Source organism: Kibdelosporangium banguiense (assembly GCF_017876405.1).
GTDB classification, from domain to species: domain Bacteria; phylum Actinomycetota; class Actinomycetes; order Mycobacteriales; family Pseudonocardiaceae; genus Kibdelosporangium; species Kibdelosporangium banguiense.
Genome location: NZ_JAGINW010000001.1, coordinates 11631407 through 11650084 on the forward strand (window position 1 = coordinate 11631407; position 18678 = coordinate 11650084).

The following is an 18678-nucleotide window of genomic DNA, read 5'->3' on the forward strand; positions in this document are numbered from 1 at the left end:
TGGTGGAACGGGTGAATTCCGGCTGCGTCGTTCCTACAGATCGAGCTGGTACTCGAAGGTTGTGTGCGTTGGTGTGTAGCCGAGCGCGTCGTTGATGCCGCGCATATGCAGGTTGCTGTCGGCGGTGTCGGTCAGCAGTCCGGCAAGGTCCGGGTGGTGTTCTTGGGCCAGGCGGATCGATTCGGCCTTCATCCAGCGGCCGAGACCGTGCCCACGATGCTCGGGCAGGACCCCGGTGCCGTAATGCTGGCCGTCGCCCTTACCGCTCCCGGGAACAACCAGTTCGGTGAACCCGGCGATCGAGCCATCCGACTCATCCACGGTGACCACGGTTTGCAACAGATCCCCGCGCTTCTCGATGGCCTTCGCCGCGGCCCGGACCCGGTCCACGTCCCAGGAGACTGTGCCGTAGTCGGTGTCGTCCATCGGCATGTCGTCCATGGCCCGGCGCGAGGCGGCAAACGTGTCGGCCAGCTCATCGGGAACGGTGCCGTTCCACCACACCAAGCGGTAACCGGGATGTGGCTGCCTGGTGATCTCGGTGGTGTCCGCCTGAGCCAGTCCCAGCCGGGCGAACGTCAACGCCAGGACCTTGCGAAAACCGTGACCCGACAGGAAATGATCCCCCGGCGAGTCCGCCCGCGCCTGAGCCACCACACACCGTCGGCCGTCATCCCGAGCTACCGCCACAGCAGCTTCGAGTAGTCGGGAGCCGACGCGATTACGCCTCTCAGCCGGATGAACATCAAGCGAGAGCTCAGCCAGATGGTTCTGCCCAGCTGAGGTGAACATGCGTAGGAACGCCGACCCGACAGGAACTCCAGCATCGTCGGACGCCAGCCACGCCAAGCGGTAACTGGACAGGCCACGATCAGGATCAGTCAGTGCGGTGATGCGAATCGACAACGTGCCTCCGTGACGAACAGTGTCAAGATCAAGAAACTGCGGTCTTGGCTTTGATGAGCGGCACGTCCCACGACAGTTTCCGGAACCCGACGCCGTAGTACAGCTCGCGTGCCTGGGAACGCCCCGGCGCACCCAAGCAGGCGACGGTCATATGAGTGGCCCCAGCCGCCCGCGCCAGATGCATCCCGTGCAGAAGCATCGCCCTTGCCAGCCCCTGACGCCGGTAGCCCGGATGCGTCCCGACCGGCTCGAACTCAGCGGTCTTGTTCACCTCGTCGAGCCACATGATCGTCGAGGACGCCATCGTCCCGTCCGGCGCCTCCACAAGGAGGTGCAAATCGCCGCGATACGCCACCATCTGCCGGACGCCTTCGTAGCTTTCGGCCGTGTACGACGAAGGAGCCCAGGCGTCCACATGAGCCTGAACCGCAGCCTCCGGCCCAGCCTCGTCAGCGGTGCGGAACCGGAATCCATCTGGCAGCACCGGCTGTTCCACGTCGATGAGGTCCCGCTCATTGAGCTGGGTCCAGGACCCGGCATCGCCGAGCGAAGCCGGATCGGTCACATACCCGTGCGCCGCCCATCGCTTCAGGGCGAACTCATCGGCAGCGCCCGGCAGCACCGTCCGCTCCAGATCCACTGCCGTGGCGTCGTACCAGTCGATCACCTCATCAACCAGCCCAGCATGGTCAGGATGAACCTGATACGCCAGATAGGCACCGGTGACATCCTTGACCGACCCATCACTCCGCCTCACCCGATGCGGAAGACAGACCCAGCCCCACGCAACCAGATCCCCGCCAGAGAACCACAGCCGACGCCGCCAGCCAGCCCCATCACTGGCATGCCCCTTGCCCCAGTTCCAGGCCAGCTCACCGAACGACGCATCGCTGTTCACCAGATCCGGCCGAGCGGCGGTGACATGCTGCGCCAACCCCTGCATGAGCCGGACGTCCGCAGCGGTCACAAGCTCAAAGTTCGCCATAGTGCGCCACTGTGTCAGGACTCCGCGAACCCGTCGAACCGTTTCCAGGTCCGCCACGTCCTGGGCAGGGTCTGTCTGATCCATCCTCAGCTCACAGGAGACCTCGGACCGCTGGGAGTCTTCCCTCCCGACCCTCACCGCCGACTGCTCACCATGGACGCGGCTGACATCTCTTGAGGCCCTCATCGGAGGTTCACTTTCGTTCGTCCTTCTACGCTTTCCCCTGCCCTGTAGTTCGTGATGGGCCACGAAACCCTTGGGGCCGATGCCAGGTTGCTTCGCACCCTGCCGTTACCAGCGACGCACGCACCCCGGGGAACCGGTCCTGATCACTGACCGGGAACCGAACTGCACTCCTCGTCCGGTTCACTGCGTTATGTGTAACTTCGTATCGCACCTGTGGAGTTGTCAATGTACAAGTCGGGCTTGGGTTGGGTTGGGTCAGCGGACTATGGAGAGGGTTGGTGGGGTTGGGGAATCGGGTGAGGGGTAGGGGTCAGGTTCTGTTGTGTATGTGCGGCCTTCGGGGCTTGTGTAGGTGAAGGTGCCGGGGGTGGGCTGGTCGACGGTCCAGGGGCTGCGTTCCTTCCAGAGGTTGTGGTACTTGCAGTGGGCGCCTGTGTTGGCGGCGCTGGTTTCGCCTTGGTCGGAGTGGCGGACGGTGTGGTCGATTTCGCTGTCCTCGGCGAGCACATTGCAGCCGGGGACGCGGCAGTAGCGGTCGCGGAGCCGGATGTGGTCGGCGAGAGCCGGTGAGGCGTGGCGTCGGCGGCTGACCTCGAGGACTTGGCCGGCTGGGTCGGTGAGGATTCGGCGCCAGGTGGCGTTGGTGGCCAGTTCGCGAGCGTGTTCTGCCGTGATGGGGCCGTAGCCGGAGAGCTCGCCGGGATGTTCGTTGAGGCCCATGAGGGTTGTCATGGGGACGGTGACGTTCACCGTGACGTTGAACAGTTTCTTGCCCTCGCCCAGGATCAGGTCAACCAGGACATCGGCGCGGCGTTGGCCTATGGTCCGGGTGTCGCCGGGCGTTTTGGCCTCCCGGGCGAGTGTGTCGATGCGCTTGTGGACGGCGGCCGCGTCTTCGGCCGTCAGGTTGACGCTGAGTTCGCTCATGCCGTCGAAGCAAGGCCGGCAGAAGACATCCCGGCGCTTGCGGGCAGCGGCACGGCGGCGGGCAGCCGCGTCCGCATCGGCCTTGATCGTGTGGCGCCGGACGGCGTCACGGAACTTGCCGTGACTGGGACGCTTTCCTTGCGCAAGGACTTGTTTCTCGACATTGTGGGCATCCTCTTTGGACAAATCGCTGGTCAGGTCTGCCAGTGCGACGGCTCGCCTGTGGTCAATGTGCCCGTCTGCCAGGGCGGACAACGTCGCAGGCAGACGGGTGACAAGCTTTCGGGCTTGTTGGATCTGTGTGTCGGCGGCCTGGGGCGTGATCCCCAGTTCCATGGAGACCTCTTCCCTGGCGCCGTCGGCCAAGTCCATGCCTTGCCTGCTGGGCGGTCTCAACTCGGCGAACCGCGTCAACGCCTGGGCGATGCGCGCGTCGTAGAAGGACTTCATCCGGTCGGCATCGGCGATCACATCCAGACATTGCGAGGCGGTCATCGCGGAAATGGGGATATCCGCAGGCGGATTGGTGTCGCGGAAGTTCATCAGGAGTTCTGCGGTCATGGTTTCATTTTATCTTTCAGGGAGAAGGAAAGGGGGGTGGATTCACTCGATCGTGGCGACCTATTTTCGACGACAAAGACCACCTCCACAGAGACCCGCATAAAGGAGTCCAAGTGGCATGCATTGACCCAGCTCACCGCCCACGAGCCGAGATCGATCCATGAAACAAACAGGGACCGGGAAAATAGGCATGATAAAGCTCCTTACCACAGAGGAGGACAGCCCAGACGAAAGGGTTCGGCGAATTGCGCGAGCGGAAAGAATACAGGCTGGATTACATTCCGGGTAAGAAGGCGAGAATCCAGGTTGCGGCGAGGAGACCTGGGCCATGGGGGACGCGGTCGCGCCAGCGGCTGAGCGATACGGCGCGGAGGCCCAGGGTGATGACGGCGGCCAAGGCTAGGGCGATGACGAGGGCGGGCCAACTGACTGCGCCCAGTATCGCGCCGAGGCTTCCGGACAGTTTCACGTCTCCTCCTCCCATCGCATGAGGTGCGACATAGTGGACTGTTGCGTGTAGACAGAAGAAGAGTGCTGCGCCGACTGAGGCGCGAAGCAGGGCGGATGTGCCTGAAAGTGCTATGAGCAAGGCGAAGACGGGGTAGGCAGCGAAGGTCAGGGCGTCGGGAAGCCTGTTGTGCAGCAGATCCGTCGCGGTCAGCAGGACTGCGAACCAGGACAGGGCCAGCATCACGGGCAGCCACAACGTCGGTTTGTCAACGGAAAGGCCCAGCAGGGCCCAAAGTACGCCGCAGCCCGCTTCGCACCAGCCGGGCCGGACTTCCGCGCCGCGGCTGAGCCGCCTGAGCAACAGGCGGCCCAGGGATCCGGCGAGGAGTCCGGTCAGGAGGAGGGTTGGGGCCATGGGTTCAGGTTGCCTGGGAAGTTGGTCTGGGGCCAGCACTAACCCGTGCGAATGGGCCGTTCGCACGGGTTAGTTGGGTTTTGCCCAGGTCAGGGAGTAGCGCCACAGAGCGTGACGGCGGTATTTGGCGCCTGGGAGGAGTCTGGTCGCCAGTGAACGCATGCCTGAGTAGGTCTCCGGGGGCGGCCAGACTGTCGGCGACGGATGCTCCCAATGGGACCGTGTCCGCTTGTACACCCGGTGCGCCACCACGCCTGCCAGTTCGAAGGGCAGACCACGCCACTCGAAGCGGGCGCAACCGATGATCACCAGCCGGCCACCGGGCCGCAGCAGTGTCCTCAAGCGAGTCAGGGCCGCCTCGGCGTCCATGTGGTGCACGGTCGCCACCGAGGCTATGAAATCGAAGCCGGCCGGGAAGTCGTGGGTCAGTACATCCCCGACTACATATGAAATATCATCTTTGAAGCCTCTTGCCAGCTCGACGCTCGGCTCGTCCAGATCCAGACCGACCACTTCCGGCACTTTCCGGCGCAGCGCGCGGGTAAGCATTCCTTCACCACAACCCACGTCCAGCGCGGTGCGCGCACCGTCCTGTACCGACGCCAGGACGAGCGGGTGGTAGTGGATGTTGTGATTCCACCTGTTTTCGTCTGTCACCCTGCCAGTCAAGCACTCCAGCTGAAGAGATGATCACCGGCGGCCACCGGCCCTTCCGGCGCGAAGTCCGAGAGCGCCGTATTCTGGGCGTCCAGTGCCACAACTGGACAGACCACGGAAAAGCCGGCCGCCGCAAGGGCCGCGGGATCCCATCCGATGATCGGCTGTCCCGCCCGGACACTCTCACCCTTCACCACATGCACTACAAAGCCCTCACCCTTCAGTTTCACCGTGTCGATTCCCAAATGGACCAGCACACCCTGACCGCTCTCCCCCGCCACGGCGAACGCGTGCGGGTGCAAAGCCATCACAACCCCGTCAATGGGAGAAAGGACGTCAGCGGCGACAAGAGCGGGCTCTACAGCCAGCCCTGGACCGACCCACGCCTGAGAGAACACCGGGTCCGCAACCGCCGAGAGGGCCACGACGGCACCGGCGACCGGACTGGAAACGCGCAAAGTCACAGAAGATCCTCGATATCACTGGCAATGGTGTCGGCTTCCGGGCCGACCACGATCTGTACCGCTCCACCCATCCTGACCACACCGTGCACGCCCAGTGCACGCAACGCTCGTTCGTCCACCAGGGAATCGTCTTTGAGTTCGCACCGTAACCGCGTGATACACGGTTCGAGTTCGATAACGTTGGCGGCCCCGCCGATGGCGGCGAGAATCTTCGCCGCCCGCTCGTCTGGCATCTGTTGTTCCCTCCCGGTCGGTCAACCTGCGCACTTTTGTACGCGCCGGACACCGACTGCGTCACGCATTGACACAAAGCTGTAACGGGCGTTGACTCTTAACACATGTCAGGCGCATAGTCCGCCACCTACCTGGTCTAGACCAGGCTGCCCACGCGTCAGGACACCCGGCCCCGATACGGGAGAATTCCAGTGAGCGCACCACAGATCCAGCAGTCAGGCCGTGGCCTGGCGGGATTACAACGCTTCGCCCGAAGCCTCATGCTACCCATCGCGGTCCTGCCGGCCGCGGCCCTGCTGTCGCGACTCGGCTTCATCGACAATAGCGGCAAGGGGCAGGGCGAGCTGATCGCCGCCATCCCGGGCAAGGCATTCGACGAGATCGCCAAGGTCGTCGGCGCAGGCGGCGACGCGTTGTTCCAGTTCCTGCCCCTGTTGTTCGCGATCGGTATCGCCATCGGGTACGCCCGACGCGCCGACGGCTCGGCAGCGCTCGCCGCCGCGGTCGGCTACCTGGTGTTCCACAATGTCCTGCTGGCGATCATCGACCCCGCGCTGACCGAGGGCAAAAGCTTCAACAACGGCCCGTACGGCGTGCTCGGCGGCATTGTCACCGGCCTGATCACCGCCGCTCTTTGGCAGCGGTACCACCGCATCAAGCTGCCTGCCTACCTGGCGTTCTTCGGTGGCAGGCGGTTCGTGCCGATCATCACCGCGATCGCGATGCTGCTGGTCGGCGTCGTGCTCGGCCTGATCTACAGCTGGTTCAACACCGGCCTGACCCATGTCGGTGAGGCGGTTTCCGGATCGACCGTCGTCGGCGCCGGGGTTTACGGTGCGCTCAACCGGTTCCTGATCCCGTTCGGCCTGCACCACATCATCAACTCGTTCGTCTGGTTCGTGTTCGGCGAGACCAACGGCGTTACCGGTGACCTGAACCGGTTCTTCGCCGGCGATCCGAGCGCAGGCACGTTCATGTCCGGCTTCTTCCCGATCTTCATGTTCGCGCTGCCCGCGGCCGCGCTGGCGATCTACCACACGGCAAGGCCGGAGAACCGCAAGATCGTCGGCGGCCTGATGCTGTCCGCGGCGCTGGCGTCGTTCCTGACCGGGGTGACCGAGCCGCTGGAGTTCGCGTTCATCTTCGTCGCCTGGCCGCTGCTGATCGTGCACGCCGTGCTCACCGGTGTGTCGCTCGCGGTGACCAACGCGCTCGGGGTGCATGATGGGTTCGGGTTCTCCGCGGGTGCCATCGACTACGCGCTGAACTGGAACCTGGCGACGAAGCCGTGGCTGATCATCCCGATCGGCCTGGTGTTCGCGGTGATCTACTACGTGGTGTTCCGCTTTGTGATCACGAAGTGGAACCTTCGCACGCCGGGCCGCGAGGACGAACCGCTGGACGTCGAGAGCACGATGGACACGCCGACCGAACGGGTCCGCGCGCCACGGCCGCAGCCCCAGCCGCCGCACTCACCCCCGCCTCGCCGTGGTTGAGGTCCGCGTCCGCGTCGCCAGCCGGGTGGGCCTGCACGCCAGGCCCGCCGCGCTGATCGCGAAGCTGGCCGCCGAGCAACCGGCCACCGTCACGATCCGTAAGGACGGCGGTGAGCCCATTGCGGCGGCCAGCCTGCTGAACCTGATGACGCTGGGGGCGATGCACGGCGACGAGGTCATCCTCGCCGCCGAGGGAGAACACGCTCAGTCCAGTTTGGACGCTGTGGCCGCGCTGATCGAGACGGAGATGGATCAGTAACGCGGACAGGCGGAGGCGCGCTCACCGGCGCGGTCCCGGATCTGCTGGATCACGCCGGTCTTCGCGTCGGCGTAGTCCTGGACATACGCCCAGTCCCGCTTCGCCAGTTCCAGCTTGGTCTTCTCATACAGCAGCCGGTCACTGTCGTTGGCGCGCAACCAGTCCCGGAAGACCAGGTAGCGGTCGAACTCCACACAGCCGGCCGTGTAGACGTGCAGGTTCACGTTGCGGTCGTGCCCGAACTCGACACGCCGGTAGAACACCCGGTGCTCGTGATGCTCGGCTTCCCTGATGTGGAAACGAAAACCGACTGCCTTCAGAGCAGGGACAAACGCGTCCTCTGTGGAGGAATCGGGCACGGCCAGCGCGATGTCGATGACGGGTTTGGCCGCCAGACCGGGCACTGAGGTCGACCCGACGTGTTCGATCCCCACAACCGCAGGTCCTAGGGCAGCACGTATCTTGTCGTGCTCTTCTTCGAACCACGCGGGCCAACGCGGGTCGTATTCAGCTACAACGACTTTGACCGCATAGGGCTGCGGCCGGTCCCCAACGAACATGATGCCGTCCTCTCGATGAACAGCGCTTCAGGTTATCGAGAGGGGCAACCGATTTACTGGCCGAGCTTGCGCCTGGTGGTCGTGCGCTGCGTCGCGGTCACGATGGCCCCGACCGCCGCGACACCGGCGAACAACGCGAAAAAGCCCATGAAGAACACGGCCATCACGACAAGCACGACAGCCAGCAGGCCCATGGTCAACGCTGTACCCACGAACACCCTCCGTTCCAGACACCCACCGCATCGTGAGCATCACCTACTGTCTATCACGGCTCGGGTGGCTCAGGCCAGCGGCAACGGCAGTGTCCCTCCGGTTGCCTCCACCAGCGCGTCCCGCATGACCTCACGCGGCGCGGGCATCCCGGTGAACTGGGTGACCTGGCCGAACGCCTGGTGCAGCAACATGTCCAGGCCGGTGCCGGTCCGGCCGCCACGGGCCTGGACGGCAGCCGCGAGCGGGGTCGGCCAGGGGTGGTAGATCACGTCGACCACGCACGGGGCAGAAGCCAGGTCCTCGACGTGGACATCGGCGACCCCAGCGGGCACTGTGCTCACGAGGACGTCGGCTGCCGCGACGAGCTTGCCGAAGTCCGTGTCGGCCCAGCGATGTACCTCGATCTTCACATCGAGTCGTTCCGCGCACTGCAAAGCATCAGCCGCTGACGCTGGATCACGCACCACCAAAGCGAACGAATCGATCGATGCCTCGGCGAGCGCCACGATCGCCGCAAGTGCTGTCCCACCCGCGCCGAGCAGGACCGCATGCGCGCCAGGCGTTGGCTGGTAGCCACCGGCGTACAACAGTGCTCCGGCAACGCCGTCCACGTCCGTGCAGTCGACGTGCCAGCTGCCGTCAGGCTGATGCACGAGCGTGTTCCCAGCGCCCACAAGACGAGCGCGTTCAGTGACATGCGAAGCCACTGTCAGGGCGGCACGTTTGCCCGGCATGGTCACCGAAAGCCCGGCCCACTCCGGGCCGAGGCCTTCGACGAGCGCGGGCAGGCCCTCGGCGTCGCACTCGAGCCGCGAGTACGTCCAGTCCAGTCCCAATGCCCCGTAGGCGGCCGAATGCAGGACAGGCGACAGCGAGTACCCGATGTTCGTACCGACGATCCCAGCGCGCCGCTCAGAAGGCGCCATTGGCACGCGCTGTCTGACGGTTCTGGTCATGCTGTTCCGGCGTGTCCGCGAAACATGACGTGCCGTCCTTCTGGCACTTCACGAAAAACAGCCAGGAACCGGGTTCTGGCGCGGCCGCCGCCTTCAACGCGGGTTCGCTGGTCGCCGAGATCGGCGTCGGCGGAAGTCCGGCGACCACATACGTGTTGTACGGGCTCTGTGTGCCGCGTGCCTTGTCGTCCGTTGTCACGATCGGCGCGTCCAGCAGGTAGTTGACCGTCGAGTCGAACCGGAGCCGGTCGTTGGTCTCCAGACGCCGGTAGACCACCCGGGCGATCTTGCCGAAGTCCTTCTCGATGCCCTCGTGCTCGACCAGCGACCCTATGATCAGCACCTGGTACGGCGTGTAGCCGGACTTCTCGGCCAGCTTGGGCATGCCCCAGCCGTCGAACATCGACGCCGAGTCGGTCAGCACCTTCTTGAGCAGCTCCTCGGCGGTCTGGCCGGGCTGCACGTTGTAGACGCCGGGCGCGACGAGGCCTTCCAGCCTGCGCTTGGGTTCGGCCTTCACAGCGAACGGGGCCGCCCACTGGGGCACGCCGAGCTGGGTGAGATCGGTGGTCGCCTCGACCACCTTGAGCAGGTCCGCCACTGTCGGGCCGGTCTTCTTGCCGTCGATGGTCACCGTGCCCGCGTTGGAGATCTGCGTCAGCACGCCCTGCACGACCTTGCCGTCGGGCAGCTTGATGTCGTCGAGGCGGGTTCCCGCCTTGATCTGCAGCTGGCCGACCCGGGCGTCCTTGCTGATCATCCGGTCCACCGCGGCCTTGCCGGACATCTTGGTCTTGACCAGGTAGTAGCCCGGCTGGATGGACTTGACCTTCGGCTGGTCCTCGCCCGCGGCGGAGAACGCGCGACCGCTGGCCACGACGTCCTTCTCCTTGAGCGCCGCGCCGATGTCCGCCGTCCCCTGGCCCGCTTTCACCTCGACGACCACATCGTGCTCACCGGAACCGGCGTAGTCGTCGTAGCCGCCGAAGCCCAGCACCTGCGTGACGCCGTACCACGCGCCACCGGCGATCAGGGCGACGACCACAATGGCGATCACCCAGAATGTGGGGCTGCGACGCCGCTTCTTACGCGGCGGGCGTGGCTCGTCGTCATAGTCGTAGTCGTCGTAATCGTCGTCGTGCCGATTCTGACCACGCGAGTTGTCGAACAGCCCGAGTCCGTCGGTCACTCCGCACCCTCCGGTGTACTTTTCCCGACCCGGTCGTTGTTCCTGCGCACAGCGGCCGCGCGCGCGTCCAGCCACGCCTGGAGGATCTCCACGGCGGCGGCCTGGTCGACCACGGCGCGCTGCTTCTTACCGCGTACACCGCGCTGCGACAGCATTCGTGACGCTGTCACTGTCGTCAGCCGCTCGTCCCCTAACCGGACCGGAACAGGCCCGATCCGCTCAGCCAGTGCTGTGGCATAGGCGACCGCGCCGATCGCCGCCGGGCCGTGCCGGCCAGCCAACGTCTTGGGCAAACCGACCACCACCTCGACCACTTCGTGTTCCGTAACGAGTGCCGAGAGCCGGTCGAGGTCACTACCCGACCGCTCGTCACGTGACAGAGTAACGAGAGGGCTGGCGATCACCGGCGCGGGATCGCTCAGCGCGACGCCGACCCGTACCGAGCCGACGTCGACGCCTAGCCTCCGACCAGGCCCGGGATCATGTTCTCCCGGGCGATCCGCGGCCGGACCGTCATGCGTCACGCGCCGCCCAGCTCCCTGCGCAGCAGCACGATGGCCTCCTCGACACCGGCCGGCTTGGTGCCGCCGCCCTGGGCCATGTCGGGCTTGCCGCCGCCGCGTCCCTCGATCGCCGGGGCGAACGAGCCGACCAGCTTGCCGGCGGCCAGGCCCTGCTCACGGGCCACGCCTGTCGTGGCGACCACGAAGCTGACCTTGTCACCGGCCGGGGCGAACAGAGCGACCACACCGGCCTTGCCGCCGATCCGGTTGCGCACGTCCATGGCCAGCGCCCGCAACCCGCCGGCGTCCACGCCCTCGGGCACGCTCTCGGCCACCAGCTGCACGCCGTCGACGTCCTGGGCCTTGCCGGCCAGGTCACCGGCGGACTGCAGCACCTGGGCGATGCGCAGCTGCTCGATCTCCTTCTCGGCGGACTTGATCCGGCCGAGCAGGCCCTCGATCCGGCCGGGCAGCTCGGCCGACGGCACCTTCAGCTGGTCGGCCAGCTGCGACACCAGCAGCTGCTCCTTGCGGACGTAGCGCAGGGCGTCGGAGCCGACCAGGGCCTCGACGCGGTGCACGCCGGAGCCGATGGAGGCGTCGGCGACCAGCTTGACCAGGCCGAGCTGGCCGATCCGGTCGACGTGCGTGCCACCGCACAGCTCGCGCGAGTACTCACCCATGTCGACCACGCGGACGTTGTCGCCGTACTTCTCACCGAACAGCGCCACGGCACCCAGCTCCAGGGCCTTGGCCTTGTTGGTGACGAACGTGTTGACCTCGACGTCGGTCTGCAGGTAGTCGTTCACCTCTTCCTCGACCTCGGTGAGGATGTCCGTGGACACCGAGCCGGGCGTGGTGAAGTCGAACCGCATGCGGCCAGGGGCGTTGAGCGAACCAGCCTGGGCAGCGCGCTGGCCGTAGGCACCGCGCACAGCGGCGTGCACGAGGTGCGTGGCCGAGTGAGCGCGGGCGATGGCCTTGCGGCGGTCACGGTCCACCGATCCGGTGACCTCGGCGTCCAGACCGATCTCACCGGACAGCACGGTCACGCGGTGCACGAACAGGCCCGGGACCGACTTCTGCACGTCGTTGACCTGGATCTCGGCACCGGAGCCGACGAGCAGCCCGGTGTCGGCGATCTGGCCACCGCTCTCGGCGTAGAACGGCGTGCGGTCCAGGACCAGCTCAGCGTCCTGACCAGCGGTGACACGAGTGACCGGCTGGCCGTCCACGAGCAGGCCGATCACGCGGGCGGTGGCCTGCAGATCGGTGTAGCCCAGGAACTCGGTCTCGCCGTTCTGCTCAAGGAACTTCCGGTACTCCGAGAGGTCCCCGTGCCCGGTCTTGCGGGCGGCGGCGTCAGCCTTGGCCCGCTGCCGCTGCTCCTCCATCAGCTCCCGGAAGCCGGTCTCGTCCACCTGCAAGCCCTGCTCAGCGGCCATTTCCAGGGTGAGGTCGATCGGGAAGCCGTAGGTGTCGTGCAGCTGGAAGGCCTTGTCGCCGGCCAGGACCTTGCTGCCGCTGTCCTTGGTCTTCAGGGCGGCCAGGTCGAAGATGCGCGAACCGGTGGTCAGCGTGGCGCGGAAGGCGTCTTCCTCGGTCTTCATCACGGCCGAGATGCGCTCGAAGTCGCGCACCAACTCCGGGTACGACGGGCCCATGGCGTCACGCACGACCCCAGCGAACTCGGTCAGCACCGGCTCGTCGACACCGAGCAGACGCACGGACCGCACGATGCGACGCAGCAAACGGCGCAGTACGTAGCCACGGCCCTCGTTGCCTGGCGTCACGCCGTCACCGATCAGCATCACACCGCTACGGGCGTGGTCGGCGATGACGCGGAACCGCACGTCGTCGGTGTGGTCGGCGCCGTAACGACGGCCGGACATCTCCTCGGCCTTGCTGATCACCGGGCGGACGAGGTCCGTTTCATAGACGTTGTCGACGCCCTGCAGCAAGTAGGCGACACGCTCGACGCCCATACCGGTGTCGATGTTCTTCTTGGGCAGCGTGCCGATCGGCTTGTGGCCGTACTTCGGGCTCTGCTCGCCCCGGACGTCCTGCATGAAGACCAGGTTCCAGATCTCCAGGTACCGGTCCTCGTCGACGACCGGGCCGCCCTCTTTGCCGAACTGCGGGCCGCGGTCGTAGTAGATCTCCGAACAGGGGCCACCGGGACCGGGCACGCCCATGTCCCAGTAGTTGTCCCGGCCGTCACGGCGCTGGATCCGCTCGTCGGGCAGGCCGGCGACCTTCTTCCACAGCTCGATGGCCTCGTCGTCGTCGAGGTAGACCGTGGTCCAGATCCGGTCCGGGTCCAGCCCGAAACCGCCGTCGTCGACCGAGGAGGTGATCAGGTTCCAGGCGTGCTCGATCGCCCCGGCCTTGAAGTAGTCGCCGAAGGAGAAGTTGCCGGCCATCTGGAAGAACGTGTTGTGCCGGGTGGTCTTGCCGACTTCGTCGATGTCGCCGGTGCGCACGCACTTCTGCACGCTGGTGGCGGTCGGGTACGGCGGCGGGGCCTCACCGAGGAAGTACGGCTTGAACTGCACCATGCCGGCGTTGACGAACAGCAGGTTCGGGTCGTCGAGGATCAGCGAGGCGCTCGGCACCTCGGTATGCCCGGCGTTCTTGAAGTGGTTCAGGAATCGATTGCGGATCTCATGCGTCTGCACAGCTAGTCCTAGATGATGAAGAAGGGATCAGGTCGCGGGGGACACGGCGGAGCGACGGAACGACAGTTCAGTCGTCCGCCCGACGCGCTCGCGCGCCGCCGCGTGCACCAGGAAGGCGCACACCCGACCGCTCGTTCACCACGTCCTGCAGCTCCTTCTCACGCTCACTCATCCCCGCTCGCACGTCCGCACCGAACGCGCCCAGGGCACCCGCCAGCTCACGCATCGCGTCGCCGACGTTCTCGGCCACGCCTGCCGGTGTGGCGGCGCGAGCCTTCTCCCTGAGTTTACGTGACGCGACCACACCGGCCGCCACTCCGATTCCGAGCCAGAAGAGCCTGCTCATTTGCGGCCCCCACGGCGGCGCGGGCGACGCGTGTGCTTGCCCTCGCGCTCGTCCTTACGCTTGCGGCGGGCCCTGATCGCCTTGCTCAGGCCGTACGACACAGCCGCGACCTTCACCAGCGGACCGCCGAGCGTGGCGGTGAACACCGAAGTCAGCGCCGAGACGTTGCCGCTGACCGCCTGCGCGTTCGCCGTGATCCCGTCGACGCGCTCCAACTGGGTGTTGACGTGGTTCAGCGTCGTGTTGGCACCGTTGAACAGCGGATCAGTGTTCTCGTGCGCCTTACGGATGGCGATCGTGGCCTCGTCCAGCGTGCGTCCGAGCTTGATCAACGGAACCACCAGCAGCAGCACCAGCAGCACGAACGCGGCTGCGGCGACGACCGCGGCGATTTCCCCTGCGGACACGAAGCCCTCCCGTACGGCTGTGCGAATAGTGCAGCAAGGCTACCGGGTGGGGTGAGCATGCCCGGCGCCGGTGCACGGAGCCGGGCCACGAGCTCAGAGATCGCCGATGTCACCGCCCAGACCGAGGTTGATGCCGAAGTGCGTACCCGCCGTGCGCTCCAGCGTGAAGCGGTCGATCTCGGCGCCGATCGAGGTCAATACCCGGACGGTCAGTCTGGACTTGCGGCCGGGATACGCGGGCTCGGAATCGATGGCCATGAACGCGTAGCCGGTGAACCGGACGCGCGACCACTGGACGGTCTCGGTGACCTTCGACTTGCCTGGCGCCCAGTGATACGACAGTACGTCCTGGTGCGGCCCTTCGTGGCCTTCGTAGGTGTCCGGCGCAGGGAAGTTGTAGAGGCTACGGCCGCCGCCACCGCACGTCGCGTACACAGTGCCGTCGGTCTCCGGGTGCGCCGTGCTGCCGATGGGCACCGCCTTCGTCACGCGGTTGCCGCGTAGGGCGTCGGTGCGCTCGTAGACGTGGTTGTGGCCGTTCACGACGAGGTCGACCTTGTAGCGGTCGAACAACGGCACCCAAGCGTCGCGCACGCCGCCCTCGGAGGCGTGGCTGTTGGTGGTCGAGTACGCGCAGTGGTGGAAGAACACCACGATGAAGTCCACATCCGGCTGCGCGCGCAGGAACGCCAGCCGCTGCTTGAGCCAGCGGGTCTGGTCGCCGCCGGTGTAGCCGTGGTTGGCCGGGATCTCGTACGACACGTCGTTGGCGTCCAGCGAGACCACGCCGACGTTGCCGTAGATGAACGAGTACGCGCCAGGGCACGATCGCGGTCCCGAGCCAGGGAAGTCCCAGCGCGCGGTCTGGCCGCCGTAACCGTGGTTGGCGTACAGGGCCTCCATGTCGTGGTTGCCCGTGGTGACCATCCACGGCACACCCTGCGCCACCGGCTCGATCTGACTGAAGTACGCGTCCCACACTTTCGGGTCGAATACGTCGTGCGTGGCGTCCGCGGTGCCCGCGATCGGGTTGCCCGCACCGGTCGGGTCGGCGTACGCGATGTCCCCTGCGAGCAAGTGAAAGGCCGGGTTCTGCTTGTTGACCTGGCCGTCGTTGGCCAGCGCCGCCGTGCTTACGCCCTGGTCACCGAATGCGGTGAACGTGAACTTGTGGTGCGGCAGGTAGCGCGCCGGAGCCGTGGTGAAGCTGGCGTCGGCGTGCTTGGGGTCGTAGTCCTCGTGACCGACGGCGTAGTAGTACTTCGCGCCCGGCCGAAGGCCACCGACCTCGGCGTGCAGGTAGTACTGGTCGGTCGGCGCGATCACACCCTTGACCTCGGAATGCAGTGCGCGGATCTCGGCCGGGACGCGGTGGCCGAGGTCGTTCGGGTCCGACCCGACACGGATGAACGGCTTGCGTACGGGCGCGGGCAACTGCCAGCCGACGCGCATCTGCGTACGCGGGTCACGGCCGAAGGCGATGTGCCGGCCGGTTGGCGTGACCCGGTCGCCGGACGCGTACGCCAGGCCAGGCAGCAACGTCGGACCAGCGACGGCCAGCGCAGCGACGGCGGCGCCACGACCGAGCAGGGACCTGCGATTGAGGTATTCGTGCTGCTCGGCCATGGTCAGGCGCGCAGCCAGGTGATCAGGAACGCCTACACGGGGGATTTCCATGCCGACATGCTCATCCGGGAACATGCCGGTGCGACCACGCCGACATGAACACCAGCTGTCCACTATAGATGGTGATGGTCAAGGGCAGCCGAAGGGTTCTTTACTTCACTCGCCTCGAATCGCCTTGCGGAGCTTGGGGACGCGCTCCGAAAGCGGACGTTCGGCACCACGGGAAGTGGGTTCGTAGTAGTCGCGACCGACCAGGCCGTCAGGCGGATACTGTTGCGCCAGAACGCCTTCGGGCACGTTGTGCGGGTAGCGGTAGCCCTTGGCGTTGCCGAGACGGGCCGCACCGGCGTAATGGCCGTCGCGCAGATGCGCCGGGACTGTGCCCGCTGCGCCGGACCGGACGTCGGACAGCGCTGCGTCGATCGCCACGATCACGGCGTTGGACTTCGGTGCTGTGGCGAGATGGATCGTCGCCTGGGCGAGCGCGAGACGTCCCTCGGGCATACCGATGAACTGCACGGCTTGCTGCGCGGCGACGGCGATCTGCAACGCGGTCGGGTCGGCCATGCCGATGTCCTCGCTGGCGTGCACGACCAGGCGGCGCGCGATGAACCGGGGGTCCTCCCCCGCCTCGATCATCCTCGCCAGGTAGTGCAGGGCCGCGTCGACGTCCGAGCCGCGGATCGACTTGATGAACGCGCTCGTGACATCGTAGTGCTGGTCGCCCTGCCTGTCGTACCGGACGGCCGCCTTGTCGACGGTCGCCTCGACGGTGGCGAGATCGATCTCCGCGAGGCCGGTCGCGGCGGCGGAATCGGCTGCGGCCTCCAACGCGGTCAGGGCCCGCCGGGCGTCGCCGCCGGCCAGCCGGACCAGGTGGTCTTCGGCTTCCTTGGCCAGGCCGAGCGCACCGGCCAGGCCGCGCTCGTCCTCGACTGTGCGCCTGATCAGGACACGGACGTCCTCATCAGTCAACGGGTGCAACTGCAGCACCAGGGAGCGCGACAGCAACGGCGACACGATCGAGAAGAACGGATTCTCGGTGGTCGCGGCGACCAGCAGCACGATCCGGTCTTCCACCGCACCCAGCAGCGCGTCCTGCTGCGTGCGCGAGAAGCGGTGCACCTCGTCGATGAACAGGACGGTCGACTCGCCTGACCTGGTCAGCCTTCGTCGGGCCTCATCGATGACCGCCCTGACTTCCTTCACGCCCGCGGTCAACGCCGAGAGCGCGACGAACCGCCGCCCGATCGCCTGGGAGACCAGAGTGGCCAGGGTCGTCTTGCCCGTCCCCGGCGGCCCGTAGAGCAGCACGGAGGCAGGCGCGGCGCCCTCGACCAGGCGGCGCAACGGCGATCCGGCACCAAGCAGGTGGTCCTGGCCCACGACCTCGTCAAGCGACTGCGGACGCATCCGCACCGCCAACGGAGCGTTCGCCGCCACCCGCGCCGCGGCACCCGGATGGGGTGGCGGGTCGGATGGTCCGGACACGTCGAACAGGCCCTCATCCACGGCAAACACGCTACCTGGTCAAGGACCGCCGACTGGCCCGGCGGGTAAGACATCGGCCAGCGACTGAAGTTCGATGAAGCGCATGCCCGGCAGGTTAGCGAGGGGATCCGACAGTGTTGATGGTCCTCGCTTCGCTCGGACGGGCTTTGTCGCCGGAAGCCGGCCATTCCACCCCGCCCCACGCAACCGGCTTCTTCGCTCGGGGCCGGGCACCGCTGCGGCCGGGGCGATGCCGGGCGTGTTGCGGGGCGTAAATGACCAGCGCGACAAAGCCCCTGACCACGTTGACTTCCTCTAGCGGCTCAGTTCCTTCACCATGATCGAGACGGCGTATGGCACGAGGTCCCGGCCGCGCCGCCACAGCCACGGAATTCCCTTCACCACCAGCCAGATCACGTGTCCGGCAGCGCCTACCCGGCGGCCTCCGGAACACACCAGGCTGACGGGGTTGGGGATCGTGCAGCCGCGTTTGGCCAGGATCTCGGCGAATCCGAGGGCGAGCATCCGGTGGCCGAGCTCCGACGGATGCAGCCGGTCGACGCTCCAAGCACGCATGTCGTAGGCGCCGGGCAGCAGGTCCAGGTCCAGGCAGCCCGCGTCGTGCTCGGCCGACACTTCGTCGATGACCGAGTTCAGTTCGTTGATCCGGCTGCGCAATGCCCGGCGCAGTGGGCCAGGCAAGCGGAAAACCTTGGCATGATCGTGAAAACGCACAGTCAGCACGACTGTGCCCGCCTCAGTCAGGGTGCTGACCACGTGGTCCAGGTCGGCCCGGATGCGGGCCGCGTCGAAGTCCGACCGCAGCGTGTCGTTCATCCCGACGATGATCACTGCCACGTCCGGCGCGAGCGCCACCGCTTCGGGCAGTTGGACGTCACGCACACATGCCATGCGCGCGCCGGTGAAGGAGAGGTTCGCGAAACGGACATGGTCATGGCCGCTGAGCGCGGTCGCGAGCAATGAGCCCACGCCACGCCAGCCGCCGCCGGGCAACGGGTCACCGAGCCCGACCGCCGTCGAGTCGCCGAGCACGACAAGGCTGCCGGCCTGCCATTCCGGCTGCCGCAGTCCCGGGGTCACGCATTCCAGCACGCTCACGGCACAACGATCGCGGCTGCGGGCTCACCACCGGTGACGCCGGGTTGACC

Annotated in this window: 20 protein-coding genes; 2 read left to right on the forward strand and 18 right to left on the reverse strand. The window is 66.4% G+C overall.

Annotation, left to right across the window (positions count from 1 at the left end; all coding sequences use genetic code 11):
• Window positions 1–33: 33 nt before the first annotated feature.
• From JOF56_RS52025 to JOF56_RS52055, 7 genes are all read right to left on the reverse strand, one after another.
• Window positions 34–906, reverse strand: a complete 873-nt coding sequence (locus tag JOF56_RS52025) for a GNAT family N-acetyltransferase (protein WP_209646831.1) — start codon at window positions 904–906, stop codon at window positions 34–36.
• 28 nt (window positions 907–934) lie between these two features.
• Window positions 935–1891, reverse strand: a complete 957-nt coding sequence (locus JOF56_RS52030) for a GNAT family N-acetyltransferase (RefSeq protein WP_209646832.1) — start codon at window positions 1889–1891, stop codon at window positions 935–937.
• Between the two features lie 441 nt (window positions 1892–2332).
• On the reverse strand, window positions 2333–3565 hold the full coding sequence (locus JOF56_RS52035) for an HNH endonuclease signature motif containing protein (RefSeq protein WP_209646833.1): 1233 nt from the start codon (window positions 3563–3565) through the stop codon (window positions 2333–2335).
• Between the two features lie 274 nt (window positions 3566–3839).
• Window positions 3840–4430 carry a prepilin peptidase gene (locus JOF56_RS52040; protein ID WP_209646834.1) on the reverse strand — a complete coding sequence of 197 codons (591 nt, stop codon included), beginning with the start codon at window positions 4428–4430 and terminating at the stop codon, window positions 3840–3842.
• Window positions 4431–4499: 69 nt separating this feature from the next.
• Entirely contained in the window at window positions 4500–5087 is a 588-nt protein-coding gene (locus tag JOF56_RS52045) for a class I SAM-dependent methyltransferase (RefSeq protein ID WP_209646835.1), read from the reverse strand.
• 8 nt (window positions 5088–5095) lie between these two features.
• Window positions 5096–5551: a PTS sugar transporter subunit IIA gene (locus JOF56_RS52050; protein WP_209646836.1), complete on the reverse strand. Its 456-nt coding sequence runs from the start codon at window positions 5549–5551 to the stop codon at window positions 5096–5098.
• Window positions 5548–5784: a PTS sugar transporter subunit IIB gene (locus tag JOF56_RS52055; RefSeq protein WP_209646837.1), complete on the reverse strand. Its 237-nt coding sequence runs from the start codon at window positions 5782–5784 to the stop codon at window positions 5548–5550. The genes JOF56_RS52050 and JOF56_RS52055 overlap by 4 nt, the downstream gene beginning before the upstream one ends.
• 186 nt (window positions 5785–5970) lie before the next feature.
• On the opposite strand from JOF56_RS52055, the gene JOF56_RS52060 reads away from it, so the two are divergent.
• Both JOF56_RS52060 and JOF56_RS52065 read left to right on the forward strand, forming a co-directional pair.
• Window positions 5971–7281 (forward strand): PTS transporter subunit EIIC, encoded by a 1311-nt coding sequence (locus tag JOF56_RS52060; RefSeq protein WP_372448412.1) that lies wholly within the window; start codon window positions 5971–5973, stop codon window positions 7279–7281.
• Complete coding sequence (locus JOF56_RS52065; RefSeq protein ID WP_209646838.1) at window positions 7274–7540, forward strand: HPr family phosphocarrier protein; 267 nt, start codon at window positions 7274–7276, stop codon at window positions 7538–7540. Before JOF56_RS52060 ends, JOF56_RS52065 begins: the two co-directional genes overlap by 8 nt.
• Here the strand turns inward: JOF56_RS52065 and JOF56_RS52070 are convergent.
• The 11 genes from JOF56_RS52070 to JOF56_RS52120 form a co-directional block, all read right to left on the reverse strand.
• Complete coding sequence (locus JOF56_RS52070; RefSeq protein WP_209646839.1) at window positions 7534–8100, reverse strand: GrpB family protein; 567 nt, start codon at window positions 8098–8100, stop codon at window positions 7534–7536. The genes JOF56_RS52065 and JOF56_RS52070 overlap by 7 nt on opposite strands.
• 53 nt (window positions 8101–8153) lie before the next feature.
• Complete coding sequence (locus JOF56_RS52075; RefSeq protein ID WP_209646840.1) at window positions 8154–8312, reverse strand: hypothetical protein; 159 nt, start codon at window positions 8310–8312, stop codon at window positions 8154–8156.
• A 69-nt stretch (window positions 8313–8381) separates the two neighbouring features.
• Complete coding sequence (locus JOF56_RS52080) at window positions 8382–9239, reverse strand: shikimate dehydrogenase (protein WP_209646841.1); 858 nt, start codon at window positions 9237–9239, stop codon at window positions 8382–8384.
• Window positions 9226–10458: an endolytic transglycosylase MltG gene (mltG, locus tag JOF56_RS52085; RefSeq protein ID WP_307855668.1), complete on the reverse strand. Its 1233-nt coding sequence runs from the start codon at window positions 10456–10458 to the stop codon at window positions 9226–9228. Before mltG ends, JOF56_RS52080 begins: the two co-directional genes overlap by 14 nt.
• On the reverse strand, window positions 10455–10982 hold the full coding sequence (gene ruvX, locus JOF56_RS52090; protein ID WP_209646842.1) for a Holliday junction resolvase RuvX: 528 nt from the start codon (window positions 10980–10982) through the stop codon (window positions 10455–10457). Before ruvX ends, mltG begins: the two co-directional genes overlap by 4 nt.
• A complete protein-coding gene (gene alaS / locus JOF56_RS52095) occupies window positions 10979–13639 on the reverse strand; it encodes an alanine--tRNA ligase (RefSeq protein ID WP_209646843.1) in 2661 nt (886 codons plus the stop codon). The genes ruvX and alaS overlap by 4 nt, the downstream gene beginning before the upstream one ends.
• A 67-nt stretch (window positions 13640–13706) precedes the next feature.
• Window positions 13707–13985 carry a hypothetical protein gene (locus JOF56_RS52100; protein WP_209646844.1) on the reverse strand — a complete coding sequence of 93 codons (279 nt, stop codon included), beginning with the start codon at window positions 13983–13985 and terminating at the stop codon, window positions 13707–13709.
• Window positions 13982–14392, reverse strand: a complete 411-nt coding sequence (locus tag JOF56_RS52105; RefSeq protein WP_209646845.1) for a DUF948 domain-containing protein — start codon at window positions 14390–14392, stop codon at window positions 13982–13984. Before JOF56_RS52105 ends, JOF56_RS52100 begins: the two co-directional genes overlap by 4 nt.
• A 93-nt stretch (window positions 14393–14485) precedes the next feature.
• A complete protein-coding gene (locus JOF56_RS52110; protein WP_209646846.1) occupies window positions 14486–16069 on the reverse strand; it encodes a purple acid phosphatase family protein in 1584 nt (527 codons plus the stop codon).
• A 105-nt stretch (window positions 16070–16174) separates the two neighbouring features.
• On the reverse strand, window positions 16175–17530 hold the full coding sequence (locus tag JOF56_RS52115; RefSeq protein ID WP_209646847.1) for a replication-associated recombination protein A: 1356 nt from the start codon (window positions 17528–17530) through the stop codon (window positions 16175–16177).
• Window positions 17531–17824: 294 nt separating this feature from the next.
• Complete coding sequence (locus tag JOF56_RS52120) at window positions 17825–18628, reverse strand: SGNH/GDSL hydrolase family protein (protein WP_307855669.1); 804 nt, start codon at window positions 18626–18628, stop codon at window positions 17825–17827.
• Between the last annotated feature and the right edge of the window lie 50 nt (window positions 18629–18678).

Excerpts from the sequence above, each read along its gene's own strand:
- JOF56_RS52030 (WP_209646832.1), bottom strand. The coding sequence starts at position 1,891 with ATGGCGAACTTTGAGCTTGTGACCGCTGCGGACGTCCGGCTCATGCAG.
- JOF56_RS52035 (WP_209646833.1), bottom strand. The coding sequence starts at position 3,565 with ATGACCGCAGAACTCCTGATGAACTTCCGCGACACCAATCCGCCTGCG.
- JOF56_RS52040 (WP_209646834.1), bottom strand. The coding sequence starts at position 4,430 with ATGGCCCCAACCCTCCTCCTGACCGGACTCCTCGCCGGATCCCTGGGC.
- JOF56_RS52055 (WP_209646837.1), bottom strand. The coding sequence starts at position 5,784 with ATGCCAGACGAGCGGGCGGCGAAGATTCTCGCCGCCATCGGCGGGGCC.
- JOF56_RS52070 (WP_209646839.1), bottom strand. The coding sequence starts at position 8,100 with ATGTTCGTTGGGGACCGGCCGCAGCCCTATGCGGTCAAAGTCGTTGTA.
- JOF56_RS52080 (WP_209646841.1), bottom strand. The coding sequence starts at position 9,239 with ATGGCGCCTTCTGAGCGGCGCGCTGGGATCGTCGGTACGAACATCGGG.
- JOF56_RS52100 (WP_209646844.1), bottom strand. The coding sequence starts at position 13,985 with ATGAGCAGGCTCTTCTGGCTCGGAATCGGAGTGGCGGCCGGTGTGGTC.
- JOF56_RS52110 (WP_209646846.1), bottom strand. The coding sequence starts at position 16,069 with ATGGAAATCCCCCGTGTAGGCGTTCCTGATCACCTGGCTGCGCGCCTG.